Annotated in this window: 17 protein-coding genes; 4 read left to right on the plus strand and 13 right to left on the minus strand. The window is 61.8% G+C overall.

Annotated elements, in window-relative coordinates; translation table 11 throughout:
* Positions 1-9: 9 nt before the first annotated feature.
* From SOP95_RS15280 to ribBA, 4 genes are all read right to left on the minus strand, one after another.
* Positions 10-819: an ABC transporter permease gene (locus SOP95_RS15280; RefSeq protein WP_007976227.1), complete on the minus strand. Its 810-nt coding sequence runs from the start codon at positions 817-819 to the stop codon at positions 10-12.
* A gap of 6 nt (positions 820-825) precedes the next feature.
* Complete coding sequence (locus tag SOP95_RS15285; protein WP_323607483.1) at positions 826-1,758, minus strand: ABC transporter permease; 933 nt, start codon at positions 1,756-1,758, stop codon at positions 826-828.
* Complete coding sequence (locus SOP95_RS15290; protein ID WP_274077870.1) at positions 1,755-2,780, minus strand: ABC transporter substrate-binding protein; 1,026 nt, start codon at positions 2,778-2,780, stop codon at positions 1,755-1,757. The genes SOP95_RS15285 and SOP95_RS15290 overlap by 4 nt, the downstream gene beginning before the upstream one ends.
* A gap of 380 nt (positions 2,781-3,160) precedes the next feature.
* A complete protein-coding gene (ribBA, locus tag SOP95_RS15295; RefSeq protein WP_323607484.1) occupies positions 3,161-4,270 on the minus strand; it encodes a bifunctional 3,4-dihydroxy-2-butanone-4-phosphate synthase/GTP cyclohydrolase II in 1,110 nt (369 codons plus the stop codon).
* A 71-nt stretch (positions 4,271-4,341) separates the two neighbouring features.
* On the opposite strand from ribBA, the gene SOP95_RS15300 reads away from it, so the two are divergent.
* The gene (locus tag SOP95_RS15300; protein WP_323607485.1) at positions 4,342-4,638 is read left to right on the plus strand and encodes a DUF1330 domain-containing protein; all 297 of its coding nucleotides are present in this window, start codon (positions 4,342-4,344) and stop codon (positions 4,636-4,638) included.
* Positions 4,639-4,767: 129 nt separating this feature from the next.
* On the opposite strand, the gene SOP95_RS15305 is transcribed toward SOP95_RS15300, so the two are convergent.
* The 8 genes from SOP95_RS15305 to SOP95_RS15340 all read right to left on the minus strand — a co-directional run bounded on the left by SOP95_RS15305 (position 4,768) and on the right by SOP95_RS15340 (position 11,693).
* Complete coding sequence (locus tag SOP95_RS15305; RefSeq protein WP_274077873.1) at positions 4,768-5,331, minus strand: NUDIX hydrolase; 564 nt, start codon at positions 5,329-5,331, stop codon at positions 4,768-4,770.
* Between the two features lie 2 nt (positions 5,332-5,333).
* The gene (locus tag SOP95_RS15310) at positions 5,334-6,086 is read right to left on the minus strand and encodes a GntR family transcriptional regulator (protein ID WP_046817510.1); all 753 of its coding nucleotides are present in this window, start codon (positions 6,084-6,086) and stop codon (positions 5,334-5,336) included.
* Positions 6,087-6,162: 76 nt separating this feature from the next.
* Entirely contained in the window at positions 6,163-6,552 is a 390-nt protein-coding gene (locus SOP95_RS15315) for a carboxymuconolactone decarboxylase family protein (protein ID WP_008059553.1), read from the minus strand.
* 98 nt (positions 6,553-6,650) lie between these two features.
* The gene (locus tag SOP95_RS15320) at positions 6,651-8,102 is read right to left on the minus strand and encodes an NAD-dependent succinate-semialdehyde dehydrogenase (protein ID WP_323607487.1); all 1,452 of its coding nucleotides are present in this window, start codon (positions 8,100-8,102) and stop codon (positions 6,651-6,653) included.
* Between the two features lie 148 nt (positions 8,103-8,250).
* Complete coding sequence (locus SOP95_RS15325; RefSeq protein WP_046817508.1) at positions 8,251-8,736, minus strand: flavin reductase family protein; 486 nt, start codon at positions 8,734-8,736, stop codon at positions 8,251-8,253.
* Between the two features lie 12 nt (positions 8,737-8,748).
* Complete coding sequence (locus SOP95_RS15330; RefSeq protein WP_323607488.1) at positions 8,749-10,230, minus strand: aldehyde dehydrogenase; 1,482 nt, start codon at positions 10,228-10,230, stop codon at positions 8,749-8,751.
* Positions 10,227-11,060 (minus strand): alpha/beta fold hydrolase, encoded by an 834-nt coding sequence (locus SOP95_RS15335; protein WP_274077877.1) that lies wholly within the window; start codon positions 11,058-11,060, stop codon positions 10,227-10,229. The genes SOP95_RS15330 and SOP95_RS15335 overlap by 4 nt, the downstream gene beginning before the upstream one ends.
* Before the next feature lie 42 nt (positions 11,061-11,102).
* Positions 11,103-11,693, minus strand: a complete 591-nt coding sequence (locus tag SOP95_RS15340; RefSeq protein WP_323607489.1) for an amino acid synthesis family protein — start codon at positions 11,691-11,693, stop codon at positions 11,103-11,105.
* A 511-nt stretch (positions 11,694-12,204) separates the two neighbouring features.
* On the opposite strand from SOP95_RS15340, the gene SOP95_RS15345 reads away from it, so the two are divergent.
* Complete coding sequence (locus SOP95_RS15345; RefSeq protein WP_323607490.1) at positions 12,205-12,477, plus strand: hypothetical protein; 273 nt, start codon at positions 12,205-12,207, stop codon at positions 12,475-12,477.
* A gap of 26 nt (positions 12,478-12,503) precedes the next feature.
* Here SOP95_RS15345 and SOP95_RS15350 read toward each other — a convergent pair whose 3' ends face one another.
* Positions 12,504-12,734: a hypothetical protein gene (locus SOP95_RS15350; RefSeq protein ID WP_274077394.1), complete on the minus strand. Its 231-nt coding sequence runs from the start codon at positions 12,732-12,734 to the stop codon at positions 12,504-12,506.
* A gap of 249 nt (positions 12,735-12,983) precedes the next feature.
* Between SOP95_RS15350 and SOP95_RS15355 the strand changes: the two genes are divergently transcribed.
* Both SOP95_RS15355 and SOP95_RS15360 read left to right on the plus strand, forming a co-directional pair.
* Positions 12,984-14,282: a sialidase family protein gene (locus SOP95_RS15355; protein WP_274077393.1), complete on the plus strand. Its 1,299-nt coding sequence runs from the start codon at positions 12,984-12,986 to the stop codon at positions 14,280-14,282.
* Positions 14,279-14,872 (plus strand): hypothetical protein, encoded by a 594-nt coding sequence (locus tag SOP95_RS15360; RefSeq protein WP_274077392.1) that lies wholly within the window; start codon positions 14,279-14,281, stop codon positions 14,870-14,872. Before SOP95_RS15355 ends, SOP95_RS15360 begins: the two co-directional genes overlap by 4 nt.
* Positions 14,873-14,891: the final 19 nt, after the last annotated feature.

Raw genomic sequence — 14,891 nt, forward strand, 5'->3', positions numbered from 1 at the left:
CTCCTGCGCTTAGGCGCTGATTTCGTTGCGCCGGCGCAGTGCGGCGGCGATCACCATGACCAATACCGAGAGGCCGATCAGCAGCGTCGAGGCGACGGCGATCACGGGCGTCAGGTCCTGGCGCAGGGTGGTCCACATTTTCACGGGAAGGGTTTGCAGGGTCGGGCTGGCCATCATCACGCTCAGCACCACTTCATCCCACGAGACGAGGAAGGCGAAGAGGGCGCCGGCTACCATGCCCGGACGGATCGCCGGAAAGGTCACCTTGAACACCGCCTGCAGGCGCGAGGCACCGCAGATCACCGCGGCATCTTCGATCGACTGGTCGAACAGCTTCAGCGAGTTGATGATCGAAATGATGGTGAACGGCAACGCGACGATCACGTGGCTGACCACGAACGCGAACATGGTCCCGGTGTAGCCCAGTTTCAGGAACAGCGCGTACACCGCCACGGCAATGATCACCAGCGGCACGATCATCGGCAGGGTGAACAGGCCGTAGAGCATTTCCCGGCCCGGGAAGCGCCCGCGCACCAGGGCGAAGGCGGTCGGCAGGCCCAGGGCAACGGCAAAGAACGTGGTCAGTACCGCGACCTTGAGGCTGGCCATGGCCGCGTTCATCCAGTCGGCGTTGGAGAAAAACTGGCCGTACCATTTCAGCGTCCAGCCCGGTGGCGGGAACACCAGCCATTGCGACGAGCCGAACGACAGCAGGACGATGAACACGATCGGCAACAACAGGAACAGACCGATCAGCCCGGTGGTGGCATACAGGCCAAAGCGCATCCGGCGGCTCATGGCATTGGGGGTCAGGAGCATGACGGCTTACCTCGCGTTGCTGGCGCCAACCGGGGATTCCGGCTGAAGCTTCAGGTAGAAGTAGAACAGCACCAGCGTGATCACGATCAGCAACGCGGCACCGGCGCTGGCCAGGCCCCAATTGAGGAACGACTGCACCTGCTGGATGATGAACTCGGGCAGCATCATGTTCTGCGCACCGCCCAGCAACGCTGGCGTCACGTAGTAACCAAGGGACATCACGAACACCATCAAGCCACCGGAGAACAGCCCCGGCCGACACAGCGGCAGGAACACCCGGAAAAAGTTGGTCCAGGGACTCGCGCCGCAGATCGAGCCGGCCTGCAGGATCATCGGGTCGATGGCCTGCATGGTCGCCTGCAGCGGCAGCACGATGAACGGGATCATGATGTAGCTCATGCCGATCACCACGCCGGTGAGGTTATGCACCATCTCCAGGGGTTGATCGATGATGCCCATGGCCATCAGCGCCTTGTTGATCACCCCGGAGGCTTGCAGCAACACCAGCCAGGAATAGGTGCGGGCGAGGAGGCTGGTCCACATCGACAACAGCACGATGTTGAGGATCCAGCGACCCCAGCCGCGGGGCACCAGGGTGATCGCCCAGGCCAGCGGGAAACCCAGCAGCAGGCTGAACAGCGTCACCAGGCCGGCCACCGAGAAGGTGTTGAGCAAGACCCGGGCATAGGCCGAGTTGGCGAACAGTTGCTCGTAGTTGCCCAGCCCAGGCACAGGCTCCAGCACGCCGCGCAGCAGCAGGCCGATCAGGGGTGCCAGGAAGAACAGGCCGAGGAACAGCAGGGCGGGGATCAGGTTGCTCGATCCGCGCCAGCGTTGCGCCAGGGTCGGGGTTTGCGTCATCGCAGCGGCCTTGCCGGCAGCGCCAAGGGCGCTCCCGACGGGCGAGGATGGACGGGACGCAGTTGCCGTCATTTTCATTTGACCAGCCATTCGTTCCACCGTGTCGCGATAGCAGGACCGTTCTTGGCCCAGTAGGCGAAATCAAGAGTGATTTGATCCTTGGCGTAGGCCGTCGGCAGGTTCGGGGCCAGTTCCGAGTCCAGGCGCGCCACGCTGTCGACGTTGACCGGAGCGTAGGCGGTCAGGTTGGAGAAGTCGGCCTGGCCCTTGGCACTGCTGGCATTGGCCAGGAACTTCATCGCCGCGTCCTTGTTCTTCGAACCTTTTGGAATGACCAGGATGTCGGCCATGACCAGGTTCTGTTTCCAGCTCACGCCTACCGGTGCACCGTCTTCCTGCAGGGCATGAATGCGACCGTTCCAGAACTGGCCCATGCTCGCTTCACCGGAGGCCAACAGCTGTTGCGACTGCGCGCCGCCGCCCCACCAGACAATGTCTTTCTTGATGGTGTCGAGTTTCTTGAAGGCGCGGTCCAGGTCCAGCGGGTAGAGCTTGTCGGCGGCGACGCCATCGGCCAGCAGCGCCAGTTCGAGCACGCCAGGGCTTGGCCATTTGTAGAGGGCGCGTTTGCCGGGGAAGGTCTTGGTATCGAACAGCGAGGACCAGTCCTGGGGTTTGTTGGCACCCAGCTTGCCTTCGTTGTAGCCGAGCACGAAGGAGAAGAAGAACGAGCCGACGCCGTGGTCGGAAACGAACCGCGGGTCGATCTTGGCGCGATCGATGACTTTGAAATCGAGGGGTTCGAGCAGGCCTTCGGCGGCGGCGCGCAAGGCGAAGTCGGCTTCGACGTCGACCACGTCCCACTGCACGTTGCCGCTTTCGACCATGGCCTTGAGCTTGCCGTAGTCGGTAGGGCCATCCTGGACCACGGTGATACCGGTGGACTTGCTGAACGGATCGGCCCAGGCCTGCTTCTGTGCATCCTGAGTGCTACCGCCCCAGCTGACGAAGTTGACGCTTTCGGCCGCCATAACCACATGACTGGCCGTGGCCAGCAAGCCGGCGAACAGTACTGCGGTTGCACGTTTGTTCAACACCATTTTCACGCCCTCATTTGTTGTGTTTTTGAGCGGGCTTGGTAGTGCCCGCCTATCGGGAGCAGTAGGTCCATCTGGCCTTGAAAGGCGACCGGGCCAAGGGCTGTTGTGGGTGCTTTCCCTGTCGGGTGCGCTTGGCTGAATCGCCCGGTCTATGGAATATCATATTATGGTATTCCAAACTTTGTGCAAGCACTTTGCCTTACCGGCTATCAGCCAAAAATGCTTTTTTATTGCAGAACTCGAATCTGTAGAACGACGCACCCCCTGTAGGAGCTGGCTTGCCAGCGAAGGACTCACATACACCGCGTTTATCCAGAAAACACCGGTTATCGTTGACGCCTCGGCTGGGGCGAGTCCATCCAATTACAGGGGGGCATCATTCATTCAATGAACGGGATGCTCTCGACGACTTCCAGGTCATACCCGGTCAGCCCTGCATATTTCAACGGTGGCCCAAGATGCCGCAGCTTGCCGACGCCAAGGTTCTGCAGGATCTGTGCCCCGGTACCGACTTCCGAATAGATCCGTGACTGCGAACGGCTGAATTGCCGCGGCGCCTGGGTCAATTGCGGCACCCGCTCCAGCAACGCTTGCGAGGATTCGTGGTTGGTCAGCACCACCACCACGCCGCGACCTTCCTGCGCCACGCGCTGCAATGCAGCCCATAACGTCCAGTTGGAAGGCCCGCTGTACTCGGCGCCCACCAGATCGCGCAACGGGTCGATTACGTGCACGCGCACCAGCGTCGCTTCATCGCGGCGCAGATCACCCATGACCATTGCCATGTGGACACCGCCTTCGATGCGATCCTCAAAGGTGATCAGACGAAAGGTGCCATGCACCGTTGGCAGCTCGCGCTCGCCGATGCGCACCACCGTATGCTCGGTACTTAAACGATAGTGGATCAGGTCGGCGATGGTGCCGATCTTGATCCCGTGCTTGCGCGCGAACACTTCCAGGTCCGGGCGGCGCGCCATGGTGCCGTCATCGTTCATCACTTCGACGATCACCGAGGCGGGGGTGAAGCCGGCCAGGCGAGCCAGGTCGCAACCGGCCTCGGTGTGGCCGGCGCGGGTCAGCACGCCGCCTTCCCGGGCGCGCAACGGGAAGATGTGCCCGGGCTGGACGATATCGGCGGCGCTCGCACCCTGGGCGACGGCGGCGGCCACGGTGCGCGCCCGGTCGGCAGCGGAGATGCCGGTGGTGACGCCCACCGCCGCTTCGATCGACACGGTGAACGCGGTGCTGAACACGCTGCCATTGCTCGGCACCATCTGTTCAAGGCCAAGGCGCTGGCAATGCTCGTCGGTCAGGGTCAGGCAGATCAGGCCGCGCGCTTCACGGGCCATGAAGCTGATGGCTTCGGCGCTGCAACGGTCGGCGGCCAGCAACAGGTCGCCTTCGTTTTCCCGGTCCTCGTCGTCCACCAGGAGCACCATCTTGCCCTGGCGGTAGTCTTCGATGATTTCTTCGATGCTGTTGAAGGCCATGTAAGGATTCTCGGTGTTTGATGGAGATATATTGTGGTATACCATAATACACAACAACCACAGAGGTCACTATGAAGGCGTACTGGATTGCTCACGTGGATATCAACGACCCCGATCAATACAGCCAATACACCCAGCGGGCACCGAAGGCGTTTGCCGAATACGGGGGTCGGATATTGGCGCGCGGCGGACGCAGCGAAGCGATGGAAGGTCGGCCGACGCCGCAACGCAGCGTGGTGATCGAGTTTGACTCGTACGAGCAGGCGTTGGCCTGTTATCGATCCGAGCTGTATCAGGAGGCGAAAGGGCACCGCGAAGGCGTGGCGCGGGCCGAGGTGATCATCGTCGAAGGTGTGTCACCAACCTGACAAACACCACATCACCCTGTAGGAGCTGGCTTGCCAGCGAAGGCGTCCGCGAGGCCTGCGCAATACTCAAGGACGCCTTCGCCGGCAAGCCGGCTCCTACAAGGGATGGCGGAATATTGGAGGGTTTCGCTAGCGGATGAAATGGATCTTGCCGGTGTCGTCGTTACCGATGTAGATGCCGTAGACCCCGGCCTGGCGCTCCTCGATATAACGTTCGAGGATCTGCCGGATCGCCGGGTAATAGATGCTGTCCCAGGGAATGTCCTCAGGCGCGAAGAATTTGTAGTCGAGGGTTTCCGGCCCGTATTGCCCGGTGATCTCCAGCGCGATGGCGCGGAAGATGATGTACACCTCGCAGATTGTAGGCACGCTGAAGATCGAGTAGGGCGAGAGGATCTCCGCGCGCACGCCGCTCTCTTCCCAGACTTCGCGCAGCGCCGCCTGCTCGGTGGTTTCGCCACCTTCCATGAAGCCCGCCGGCAAGGTCCAGGTGCCGGGGCGCGGGGGGATGGCGCGTTGGCACAGCAGGTACTTGCCGTCCTGTTCGATGATGCAGCCGGCGATGATTTTCGGATTAACGTAGTGGATATAGCCGCAGACGCGGCACATCAGGCGCTCGTGCGTATCGCCCGGGGGCAGTTGTGACTTGAGGTCATTGCTGCCGCACTTTGGACAATAGCTCGGGCTGAACATGATCAACGACCTATGCGAGGTTCTTTGAGTGCGATGGGCTGGGTGATCTCGGGGATCGCCCCGGTCTCTTCCTGCTTGCGCTTGAGGTAATCAAGGGCGACGGTGGCGGCGGCGCGCACGTGGTCGACGCACGCCTGGTGAGCGGCCAGGGGATCACCGCTCTTGATCGCCTCGACCATGCGTTCCATTTCCTGGTTGCTGGCGCCGCGACGGTTCTGCTGCGACACCGAAGTCGCCCGCAGATAGCTGATGCGCGCCTGCAACTGACGCAACTGTGTCGCGGCGACATGGTTGCCGGAGCCTTCGAGCAGTACGTCGTAGAAGCCCTGGACGGAGTCGATGACCTGCTGCAGTTCACCTTCCTTCAAGGCTTGGCGGTTTTCTTCCAGGGCCTTTTCCAGGGCCTTGATGTCCTTGGCCTTGGCCCGCAGGGTGAACAGCTGGACGATCAGGCCCTCGAGTACGCAACGCAGCTCATAGATATCGACGGCATCGGCCAGGGTGATGATCGCCACCCGCGGGCCCTTGGCGTCGGCGAACTCCACCAGGCCTTCGGATTCCAGGTGACGCAAGGCTTCGCGCACCGAGGTGCGGCTCACGCCCAGGCGATCGCACAGATCGCGTTCGACCAGTCGATCTCCCGGCAGGAGCTGGAAGTTCATGATGGCGCTTCGCAGTTTATCCAGCACGATTTCGCGCAGGGTAACGGGGTTGCGATTGACCTTGAAGCTGTCGTCGAGTGGCAGGCGTTTCATGGGGTCCGCTCTAGAATGTGGCTGTCCATGCAAAACGGGCACCGTCCGTGCTCGTTCAGTTCAAACAGCCGAGGGGTTAACTTGAGGCCTCGGCATCGGCTTCGGCGAATGCTTCCCGGGCGAGCCGGAAACTGTCGACGGCAGCGGGAACACCGCAATATATGCCGACCTGAAGCAGAATTTCGCGTATTTGCTCACGACTCAGGCCGTTACGCAAGGCGCCGCGCACATGCAGCTTGAGTTCGTGTGGGCGGTTGAGGGCCGAGATCATGGCCAGGTTGATCATGCTGCGCTCCTTGAGCGACAAACCCTCGCGGCCCCAGACGTGGCCCCAGCAGTACTCGGTGACCATCTCCTGCAGGGGACGGGTGAAGTCGTCGGCGTTCTCGATGGAGCGATTCACATAGGCCTCGCCCAGCACCTGGGTACGTATCTTGAGGCCTTTTTCGTATTTTTCGTTGCTCATTTCGATGATCTCCTTAGACCCCTGTAGGAGCCGGCTTGCCGGCGAAGGCGTACTTGAGGGCGCCTTCGCCGGCAAGCCGGGCTCCTACAGGTATTGATTCACAGCCCACCCATCAAGGTGTATTTGAGTTCCAGGTAATCCTCGATGCCGTATTTGGAGCCTTCGCGCCCCAGCCCCGAGGATTTGATCCCGCCAAACGGCGCGACTTCGGTGGAGATCAAACCTTCGTTGATCCCGACCATGCCGTATTCCAGCGCTTCGCTCATGCGCCAGGCGCGGCCCAGGTCGCGGGTGTAGCAATAGGCAGCCAGGCCGAATTCGGTGTCGTTGGCCATCTGCACGGCCTCGGATTCGCTGGCGAAGCGGAACACCGCGGCGAGCGGGCCGAAGGTTTCTTCCCGAGCGACTTTCATCTGCGTGGTGATGCCGGCCAATACCGTGGGCTGGAAGAAGCCATGGCCCAGGGCGTGGCGTTCGCCGCCGCACAACAGCTGTGCACCTTGCGCCAGTGCATCCTGCACATGGTCTTCAACCTTGGCCACGGCGCGCTCGTTGATCAGCGGACCCTGGGTGACGCCGTCGGCGAAACCGCTGCCAACCTTGAGTTGCGAGACCCGTTCGGCCAACCGCGCGACGAAAGCGTCGTGAATACCGTCCTGCACCAGGAAGCGATTGACACAGACACAGGTCTGGCCGGCGTTGCGGAACTTGGCGATCAGCGCGCCTTCCACTGCACGTTCCAGATCGGCGTCATTGAAGACGATAAACGGCGCGTTGCCGCCCAGTTCCAGCGACACCTTTTTCAGCGTCGGCGCGCACTGCGCCATCAGCAACTTGCCAATGGCCGTGGAGCCGGTGAACGACAGTTTGCGCACCAGCGGACTAGCGGTCAGTTCGGCGCCGATGGCGATGGCATCGCCGGTGATCACGTTGAAAATACCGGCGGGAATGCCGGCCTGCTCGGCCAGCGCGGCCATGGCCAGAGCCGAGAACGGCGTCTCCGGCGCCGGCTTGACGATACACGGGCAACCGGCGGCCAGTGCCGGGCCGGCCTTGCGGGTGATCATCGCCGCGGGGAAGTTCCAGGGGGTGATCGCCGCGACGACACCGATCGGCTCCTTGCTCACGACAATGCGCGCATCGCCCTTGTGGCTGGGAATGGTGTCGCCGTAGATGCGCTTGGCTTCTTCGGCGAACCACTCGATGAAGCTGGCGGCGTAGAGGATTTCACCCTTGGCTTCGGCCAACGGCTTGCCTTGTTCGAGGGTGAGGATTTCGGCCAGGGCATCGGCGTTTTCCAGCATCAGCGCGTGCCAGCGCTTTAGCGTGTTGCTGCGTTCCTTGGCGGTGAGTGCGCGCCAGGCCGGCCAGGCCTTGTTGGCGGCGTCGATGGCCTGGCGTGCGTGTTCAGCGCCGAGGTTCGGCACTTGGCCGATCAACTCGCCGGTGGCCGGGTTGAAGATGTCCTGTTGCGCACCGTCGGGCGCACCCAGCCATTGGCCGTTGATGTAGGCCTGCTGGCGGAACAGTAACGAGGCTGCTGGGCTCATGCCGGCTCCTGGAGAAGAGGGTGATGACCTGTAGGAGCGAGCTTGCTCGCGATGGACGTTAACGATGACGCGGGCTGTCTGAGTGCCCGCGTTGTCTGGACGTTTTTCGCGAGCAAGCTCGCTCCTACAGGGGTGTGTGTGGAACCGATCAGGCCAGGGTGGGCAGGGGGCCCAGCTTGCCTTTGTGGTAGATCATCGGCGTCACCGGTTGCTCGGGCAGGATCAGGTTCTTCACCGCACCGACGATGATGGCGTGGTCGCCGCCATCGTATTCGCGCCACAGTTCGCACTCGATGATCGCCGTGGCCTTGCGCAGCAACGGGTTGCCCAGTTCGCTCAAGTGCCACTCGATGCCGTTGGCCTTGTCCTTGCCTTTGCCGGCAAACGCATAGGCTTCGGCGGTCTGGTCGGCGGACAGCAGGTGAATCGCGAACTGCTTGCTGTCGCGCAGGATCGGGTAGGTGTCAGAGGCGTAGTTGGGGCAGAACAGCACCAGTGCCGGATCGATCGACAGCGCACTGAAGGCGCTGGCGGTGATGCCGACGATGCCGCCCGCCGGGTCCAGGGTGGTGACCACCGTGACTCCGGAAGGGAACGAGCTCATGACGTCTTTGTAAATGCCGGGTTCGATCATTTCTCAGGACTCCTAGCGCATCACGAATGGATCAGGCATCGGTGCTTGGGACAGATTGATCCACACCGTTTTCAGCTCGGTGTAGGCCAGCACGGAATCGATGCCGCTTTCGCGTCCATAGCCACTGTTCTTGAAACCGCCGATCGGCGCCATGGCCGACACCGCGCGGTAGGTATTGACCCAGATGATCCCCGAACGCACGTCCCGGGCCAGGCGATGGGCGCGGCCCAGGTCGCGGGTCCAGATGCCGGCGGCGAGGCCGAACTGCGAGTCGTTGGCGATCGCCAGGGCTTCGGCTTCGTCCTTGAAACGGATGACCGAAGCCACCGGGCCGAACACTTCTTCCTGCATGATCTTCATCGAATTGCGGTCGCATTCGAACAGGGTCGGCTCATAGAACCAGCCTTCGCCCAGGTTCTGCGCACGCTTGCCACCCAGGCGCAGTGTTGCCCCTTCGGCAATGGCATCGGCCACCAGTCCTTCCACCACGGCCAGCTGCTGCGCGGTGGCCATCGGGCCCATTTCGCTGCTGTCTTCTTGCGGGTTGCCGATGCGGATGCGCTGGGCGCGTTCCACCAGGCGAGCGACGAATTCGTCGTAGATTTCGTCCTGCACCAGCAGGCGCGAACCCGACACACAGCTTTGCCCGGAGGCGGCGTAGATCCCGGCGATGGCGCCGTTGATCGCGCTGTCGAGGTCGGCGTCGGCGAAGATGATGTTCGGCGATTTGCCGCCCAGTTCCAGGGACAATTTCGCGAAGTTCTCGGCGCTGCTGCGCACCACATGCCGGGCCGTGGCCGCGCCACCGGTGAAGGCGATCTTGCGCACCAGCGGATGGCGGGTGAGGGCGGCACCGGTGCTCGGGCCGTAACCGGTGACGACGTTGACCACGCCCGGCGGGATGCCGGCTTCCAGCGCCAAACGCGCCAGTTCGAGAATGGTCGCCGAGGCGTGCTCGGACGGCTTGATCACGATGGTATTGCCCGCCGCCAGGGCCGGCGCCAGTTTGATCGCGGTCAGGTACAGCGGGCTGTTCCACGGAATGATCGCGGCGACCACGCCCATGGCTTCGTGCACGGTGTAGGCAAACAGGTCGGGCTTGTCCAGCGGCAGGGTGCCGCCTTCGAGCTTGTCGGCCAGGCCTGCGGTGTAGTGGAAGAACTCCGGCAGGTAGCCGACCTGGCCGCGGGTCTCGCGGATCAGCTTGCCATTGTCGCGGCTTTCCAGCTGCGCCAGTTGTTCCTTGTTTTCGGCGATCAGGTCGCCCAGGCGGCGCAGCAACTTGCCCCGGGCGGTGGCGGTCAGGCCACGCCAGGCCGGGCTGTCGAAGGCGGTCTGCGCAGCCTGTACGGCGCGCTCGACGTCGGCTTCGTCGGCATCGGGCAGTTCGGCCCAGGGTTCGGCCAGGGCCGGGTTGAGGCTTTCGAAAGTCTTGCCGGAGAGGGCATCGACCCATTCACCGCCGATGCACATCTGGAAGCGTGTGAGTGTCATGCAACGATCCCCTTGATCTGGTTTTGTCGGGAGTGCGCCGTGTCGAGAAACTCCAGCAACAGCTGGTTGACCAGGCGCGGCGATTCTACGGGCATCATATGCCGCTGCTCGGCGAGCACGGCAACCTTCGCGCCGGGAATGCGCTGGGCCAGTTGCTCGGCCATTTCCGGGGTCGATCCCGGGTCGAGTTCGCCGGTGGCGATCAACGCCGGTACCTGGATGTTGCCCAGGTCCTCGGCGCGGTACATGTCCTGGGTGGCAAACAATTCGTAGGTGGTCAGGTAACCCTGGGGGTCATTGCCCGCCAGCGTCTGGCGAATCGCGGCGATCTGCGCCGGATTGGCCGCCTGGTATTCACGGCTGAACCAGCGTGACAGCGCGGCTTCGGCGTTGGCGTCCGGACCGTGCTCGGCGGCCTGGCTGGTGCGGGCGATCACGCCGGCACGTTGCTCAGCGGTGCGATTGAACACGCTGTTGAGCACCACCAGGCTTTGCAGGCGTTGCGGGTAATGCAGGGCGAAAGCCCGCGCCACCAGCCCACCCATGGAGAAACCGATCACGGCCGCCTTGGGCAATTGCAGATGATCGAGCAGCTCGAGCAACTGGTCTGCATAACCGAGCAGCGGCGTGCCGCTTTCAGGGCGCGGGCTGGCGCCATGGCCGAGCATGTCGTAGGCGATGACGCGGTATTGCGTGGCCAGGCCAACGATCTGGCCGCCCCACATTTCTTTGTTCAGGCCCACGCCGTGGATCAAGACTACGGGCTGGCCTTGGCCGGTCGCCAGGTAACTGGTGCCAGCCGGGGTGCGTTCAGCGGTGAGCCGAATCATGGAGCGCTCCTGCATACCTTTTTGTTGTAGTGACCGACCGTCTTACTGGGCTTTTTCGGCAGCCAGTTCTTCAAGGTCGATGTAGCGGTTACCGATGCGTGGGTGCAGGCGGCCGCCATCGGCGCAACCCAGGACCACGACGATTTCGTCGGCACGCGGCGCGTCTTCGATCTTCATTTCCAGGGTGATGTAGTGCGAGCGCAGGCCTTCATCGTCCTTGTGCATCATCGGGATCTGGATCGAAGTGCCCGGGCCGCCGCGCTTGTTGGTAAAGCTCAGGTAGCTCTTGGCTTTCACCGCTTCGCGGTAATGGTTGCCAAAGCGCAGGGTGTGGATCACCGCGGAGGCGTGTTCGATTTCACCGTCGGCACCGACCACGGCAGCCTTGCCATAGGCTTCGATCTTCTCGGCACCGCCGATGATGCCCACCAGGCGCTCGACCATCATTGCGCCGAGGTCGGAGCAGTTGGCGCGGATCTGCGGCTTGAGGTCTTCAACGAAACCGTTGCCCAGCCAGGGGTTCTTCATCACCACGGCCAGCCCGACCATGGTCACAGGCTTGTCGGTGGCTTTGCCGCCTTCGATGAAGGTTTCTTCGACATAGCTGACGATCTTGCGGATTTCGAAACTCATGAGCTGCTCCGTATCAGGGTGGAAGGTATCTGTGCGTATGATGGTATACCATAATACCGGATGCGCAATAGCCTCATGGGAGTTTCTGGTCGGAAGGCGATGAAAAGAGGGGAGGGGTGTAGCGAAGGCGGCATCACGGCCACCATCGCATCGCCAGCAAGCCGGCTCCTACGGATGTGCGTGACGCCACCAATTCAACTTACCTGCGCAAAACCTGTAGGAGCTGGCTTGCCAGCGAAGGCGGCATCACGGCCACCATCGCATCGCCAGCAAGCCGGCTCCTACGGATTTGCGTGACGCCACCAATTCAACTTACCTGCGCAAAACCTGTAGGAGCTGGCTTGCCAGCGATGGCGGCATCAGCTTCACCATTGCATCGCCAGCAAGCCGCCATCGCCGGCAGGCCAGCTCCCACAGTAGATCGGGTACAGCCATTCGTCCGCCACTGCGCACCTTCCTGTGCGCCGCTCTTCCAATGCAGTACACACCCCTCGCACGGAAGACTCAAACGATGAACACCACCCTTGCCGCGCTCATGTTCACGGGCTTGCTGTCGGCCTCTCCGCTTTGCGTGCTGGCCACCGAAAAAACCACCGAGGATGCAACCATTCCACCCTCCGCTCCCGCGCTCAACCAGGGCGCTGAATCCAACGAGGAAAAGGCTGATAAAAAGGGCGAGGAAGCGTCAGGCTCGAACTCCGGCGCCGATGCCCATTCGTTGAAAAAAGACGCGGCGTCGGAAGACGACGGGGACAATCAGAAAGGCAGTGACTCGGGAAGCTGATCACTCCCTACCCCTCTTTTTCATTATCAGTCGTCGCGGTCATCACGATCGCGATAGCGACGGTTGTCGCGATCATCGTCACGCCGATCATATCGATGATCATACCCTCGGTCGTCGTCATCGCGCTGGTCATAGCCACGGCGATGATCATGATCGTGATAGCGGCCGTACCTTTCTCCGTCTTCCCAGTGAGGTCCGCAGCCGCCCAGCAGGAGCAAACTGGAAATGGCCAGGGTCATCATTACTGCGCGATTCATTTAAACATCCTGAAGGTCGGGGCTGTGAGGGTTTTGCCCGGCGGATAACCCGCACGGCGTTGAACCCTGGTTATGACCATTAAGTAACTCAATGATTCCGTTGGATTTCCAGCGGGGCGTGATGATCGCGGTGTCCGTACTGCCAGGAACAAACAACAGCTCGCAGAATTGAAACTCGCGGGATGCGATCCTGTACTAAAGTCTTCACTTGAGTGTTCTAATGGCCCACAAAATGCCATAGGTCCAATCATGCGCAGCAAACTTCCCGGCATTCCTGCACTCTGTATTTACCTTGCCTTGGCCTGCCTCTTTGCAGTCGCATGGATCACCCACCCCGCTCCCAGGCATTCGTCCTTTGCCCAAATCAGTCCGCTCATGTCGGTGGCTGATAAAGAGGCCAAACCCATCTATACCAGCCGTTTCGCCTCCTCCGGGCTGGTGGACTTCGTGCATTCCGCGTCGGTCACAGCCTTGCCTGACGGTAGCCTGATGGCAGTCTGGTTCGCCGGCACCCGCGAAGGCGCCGCCGATGTGCAGGTGCGCTCCGCCCGTTTCAATCTGAGCACCGGCGAGTGGGGGGAGGAGCAGGTCATGGCCACCCGGGATTCGACCCAGCAGAGCACGCGCAAATACATCCGCAAACTGGGCAATCCGGTCATCGCCCTCGCGCCGGACAATCGCCTGTGGCTGTTCTACGTTTCCGTCTCCATGGGCGGCTGGGCCGGTAGCGCGGTCAACGTGATGGTTTCAGACGACTTTGGCGGGCATTGGTCGGCGCCGCGGCAATTGATCACTTCACCTTTCCTGAACATCAGCACCCTGGTCCGCTCGGCACCGGTGTTTCATGTCGACGGCTCCATCGGCTTGCCGGTCTATCACGAATTCCTCGGCAAATTTGCCGAGTACCTGTACTTGAGCGCGGACGGTGAGGTGATCGATAAATTCCGCATCAGCCATGGCAGCAATTCATTGCAACCGGCGATCGTTCCGCTGGATGGCCAACGCGGCATTGCCCTGTTGCGTTATGCCGGCAGCACCTACCACCGAGTCCTGGCGAGCCGCACGGAAGATGCCGGGCAAAGCTGGAGCGAACCTTTTCCGCTGGTGCCTTCGAACCCCAATTCCTCGCTGGCGGCCGTGGCGACGCCCGAACACCGGTTGCTGGTAGCGCTCAACGACCTGCAAGAGGGGCGCTTCAAGCTGAGCCTGTATATCACCGATGCAAAAATGGACGATTGGCGCCTGTTGCACGACCTGGACAAATCACCGGATCCCGAGGGCGATCCGTATTCACCCCTGGTTTACAAGGAAATCATCGGCAAAGAGTTCCGCGGTTCCAGTGGCAAGCTGCGCCAGGCGCTGGAGGCGGCATTCCTCGCCAACCTCGACAAACGTGTGTGTAAAAGCCAGGGCTGTGAATTCGAATATGAATACCCCTACTTCATCCGCAGTCCCGACGGGATGTATCACCTGGTTTACTCCTGGAACAACACCTTCATCAAACACGTCTCCTTCAACGATGCCTGGCTGTCCGAGCGCCTGAAATGATTAACCTGTGGCAAGCCCATGTCAGCTTCGCGATGATCATCTTCCTGTTACTGCCGTCTTTTGGCCTGGGCAGGGTCTGGCGCATCGCGCTGCTGCTCGCACTGCTGGCCGCCAGCTTCATACCCCTGGGCGGGTTGTCGCTGGCCGCTTACTTGCGCAGCCATATCGACGACCTTGCGATCACCTCATTGGTGTTCATGGCCTGGGGGTGTTTGCGTCGGCTGGATGTGTTGCCGCCTGCGCAGCAGGGGCACACGAGCGTATTGATCCTCTTCGCCGCGTTGGCCCTGGTGCTGTACCCGGCCACCCTGGGCTTGAGTGACCTGGACCCGTACCGGCGTGGTTACAGCCCGCGCGCCCTGTTGTTGTTCGTCGCGCTGGTGACGTTCAGCCTGTTTTACCTGCGCCATTACCTGGCCGTGGTGATGTTGACCTGTGCGACCCTGGCCTTCATCGCCGGGCTCAAACCTTCCCACAACTATTGGGATTACCTGGTCGATCCGCTGCTGGGCCTGTATTGCTGCCTGGCACTGCTGGTGCTGGCGGCGCGCTGGACGTATCGCCGGCTCATGACCCTGCGCGGCGTTTGAAATTCAACGAAATTCTCAA

Source organism: Pseudomonas sp. YuFO8, from assembly GCF_035065025.1.
Classification (GTDB): Bacteria; Pseudomonadota; Gammaproteobacteria; order Pseudomonadales; family Pseudomonadaceae; genus Aquipseudomonas; species Aquipseudomonas putida_AE.

Bases quoted from the DNA above. Each gene is read 5' to 3' on its own strand.
- SOP95_RS15280 (WP_007976227.1), bottom strand. From the start codon at position 819: ATGCTCCTGACCCCCAATGCCATGAGCCGCCGGATGCGCTTTGGCCTG.
- SOP95_RS15285 (WP_323607483.1), bottom strand. From the start codon at position 1,758: ATGAAAATGACGGCAACTGCGTCCCGTCCATCCTCGCCCGTCGGGAGC.
- SOP95_RS15290 (WP_274077870.1), bottom strand. From the start codon at position 2,780: ATGGTGTTGAACAAACGTGCAACCGCAGTACTGTTCGCCGGCTTGCTG.
- ribBA (WP_323607484.1), bottom strand. From the start codon at position 4,270: ATGGCCTTCAACAGCATCGAAGAAATCATCGAAGACTACCGCCAGGGC.
- SOP95_RS15300 (WP_323607485.1), top strand. From the start codon at position 4,342: ATGAAGGCGTACTGGATTGCTCACGTGGATATCAACGACCCCGATCAA.
- SOP95_RS15305 (WP_274077873.1), bottom strand. From the start codon at position 5,331: ATGTTCAGCCCGAGCTATTGTCCAAAGTGCGGCAGCAATGACCTCAAG.
- SOP95_RS15310 (WP_046817510.1), bottom strand. From the start codon at position 6,086: ATGAAACGCCTGCCACTCGACGACAGCTTCAAGGTCAATCGCAACCCC.
- SOP95_RS15315 (WP_008059553.1), bottom strand. From the start codon at position 6,552: ATGAGCAACGAAAAATACGAAAAAGGCCTCAAGATACGTACCCAGGTG.
- SOP95_RS15320 (WP_323607487.1), bottom strand. From the start codon at position 8,102: ATGAGCCCAGCAGCCTCGTTACTGTTCCGCCAGCAGGCCTACATCAAC.
- SOP95_RS15325 (WP_046817508.1), bottom strand. From the start codon at position 8,736: ATGATCGAACCCGGCATTTACAAAGACGTCATGAGCTCGTTCCCTTCC.
- SOP95_RS15330 (WP_323607488.1), bottom strand. From the start codon at position 10,230: ATGACACTCACACGCTTCCAGATGTGCATCGGCGGTGAATGGGTCGAT.
- SOP95_RS15335 (WP_274077877.1), bottom strand. From the start codon at position 11,060: ATGATTCGGCTCACCGCTGAACGCACCCCGGCTGGCACCAGTTACCTG.
- SOP95_RS15340 (WP_323607489.1), bottom strand. From the start codon at position 11,693: ATGAGTTTCGAAATCCGCAAGATCGTCAGCTATGTCGAAGAAACCTTC.
- SOP95_RS15345 (WP_323607490.1), top strand. From the start codon at position 12,205: ATGAACACCACCCTTGCCGCGCTCATGTTCACGGGCTTGCTGTCGGCC.
- SOP95_RS15350 (WP_274077394.1), bottom strand. From the start codon at position 12,734: ATGAATCGCGCAGTAATGATGACCCTGGCCATTTCCAGTTTGCTCCTG.
- SOP95_RS15355 (WP_274077393.1), top strand. From the start codon at position 12,984: ATGCGCAGCAAACTTCCCGGCATTCCTGCACTCTGTATTTACCTTGCC.
- SOP95_RS15360 (WP_274077392.1), top strand. From the start codon at position 14,279: ATGATTAACCTGTGGCAAGCCCATGTCAGCTTCGCGATGATCATCTTC.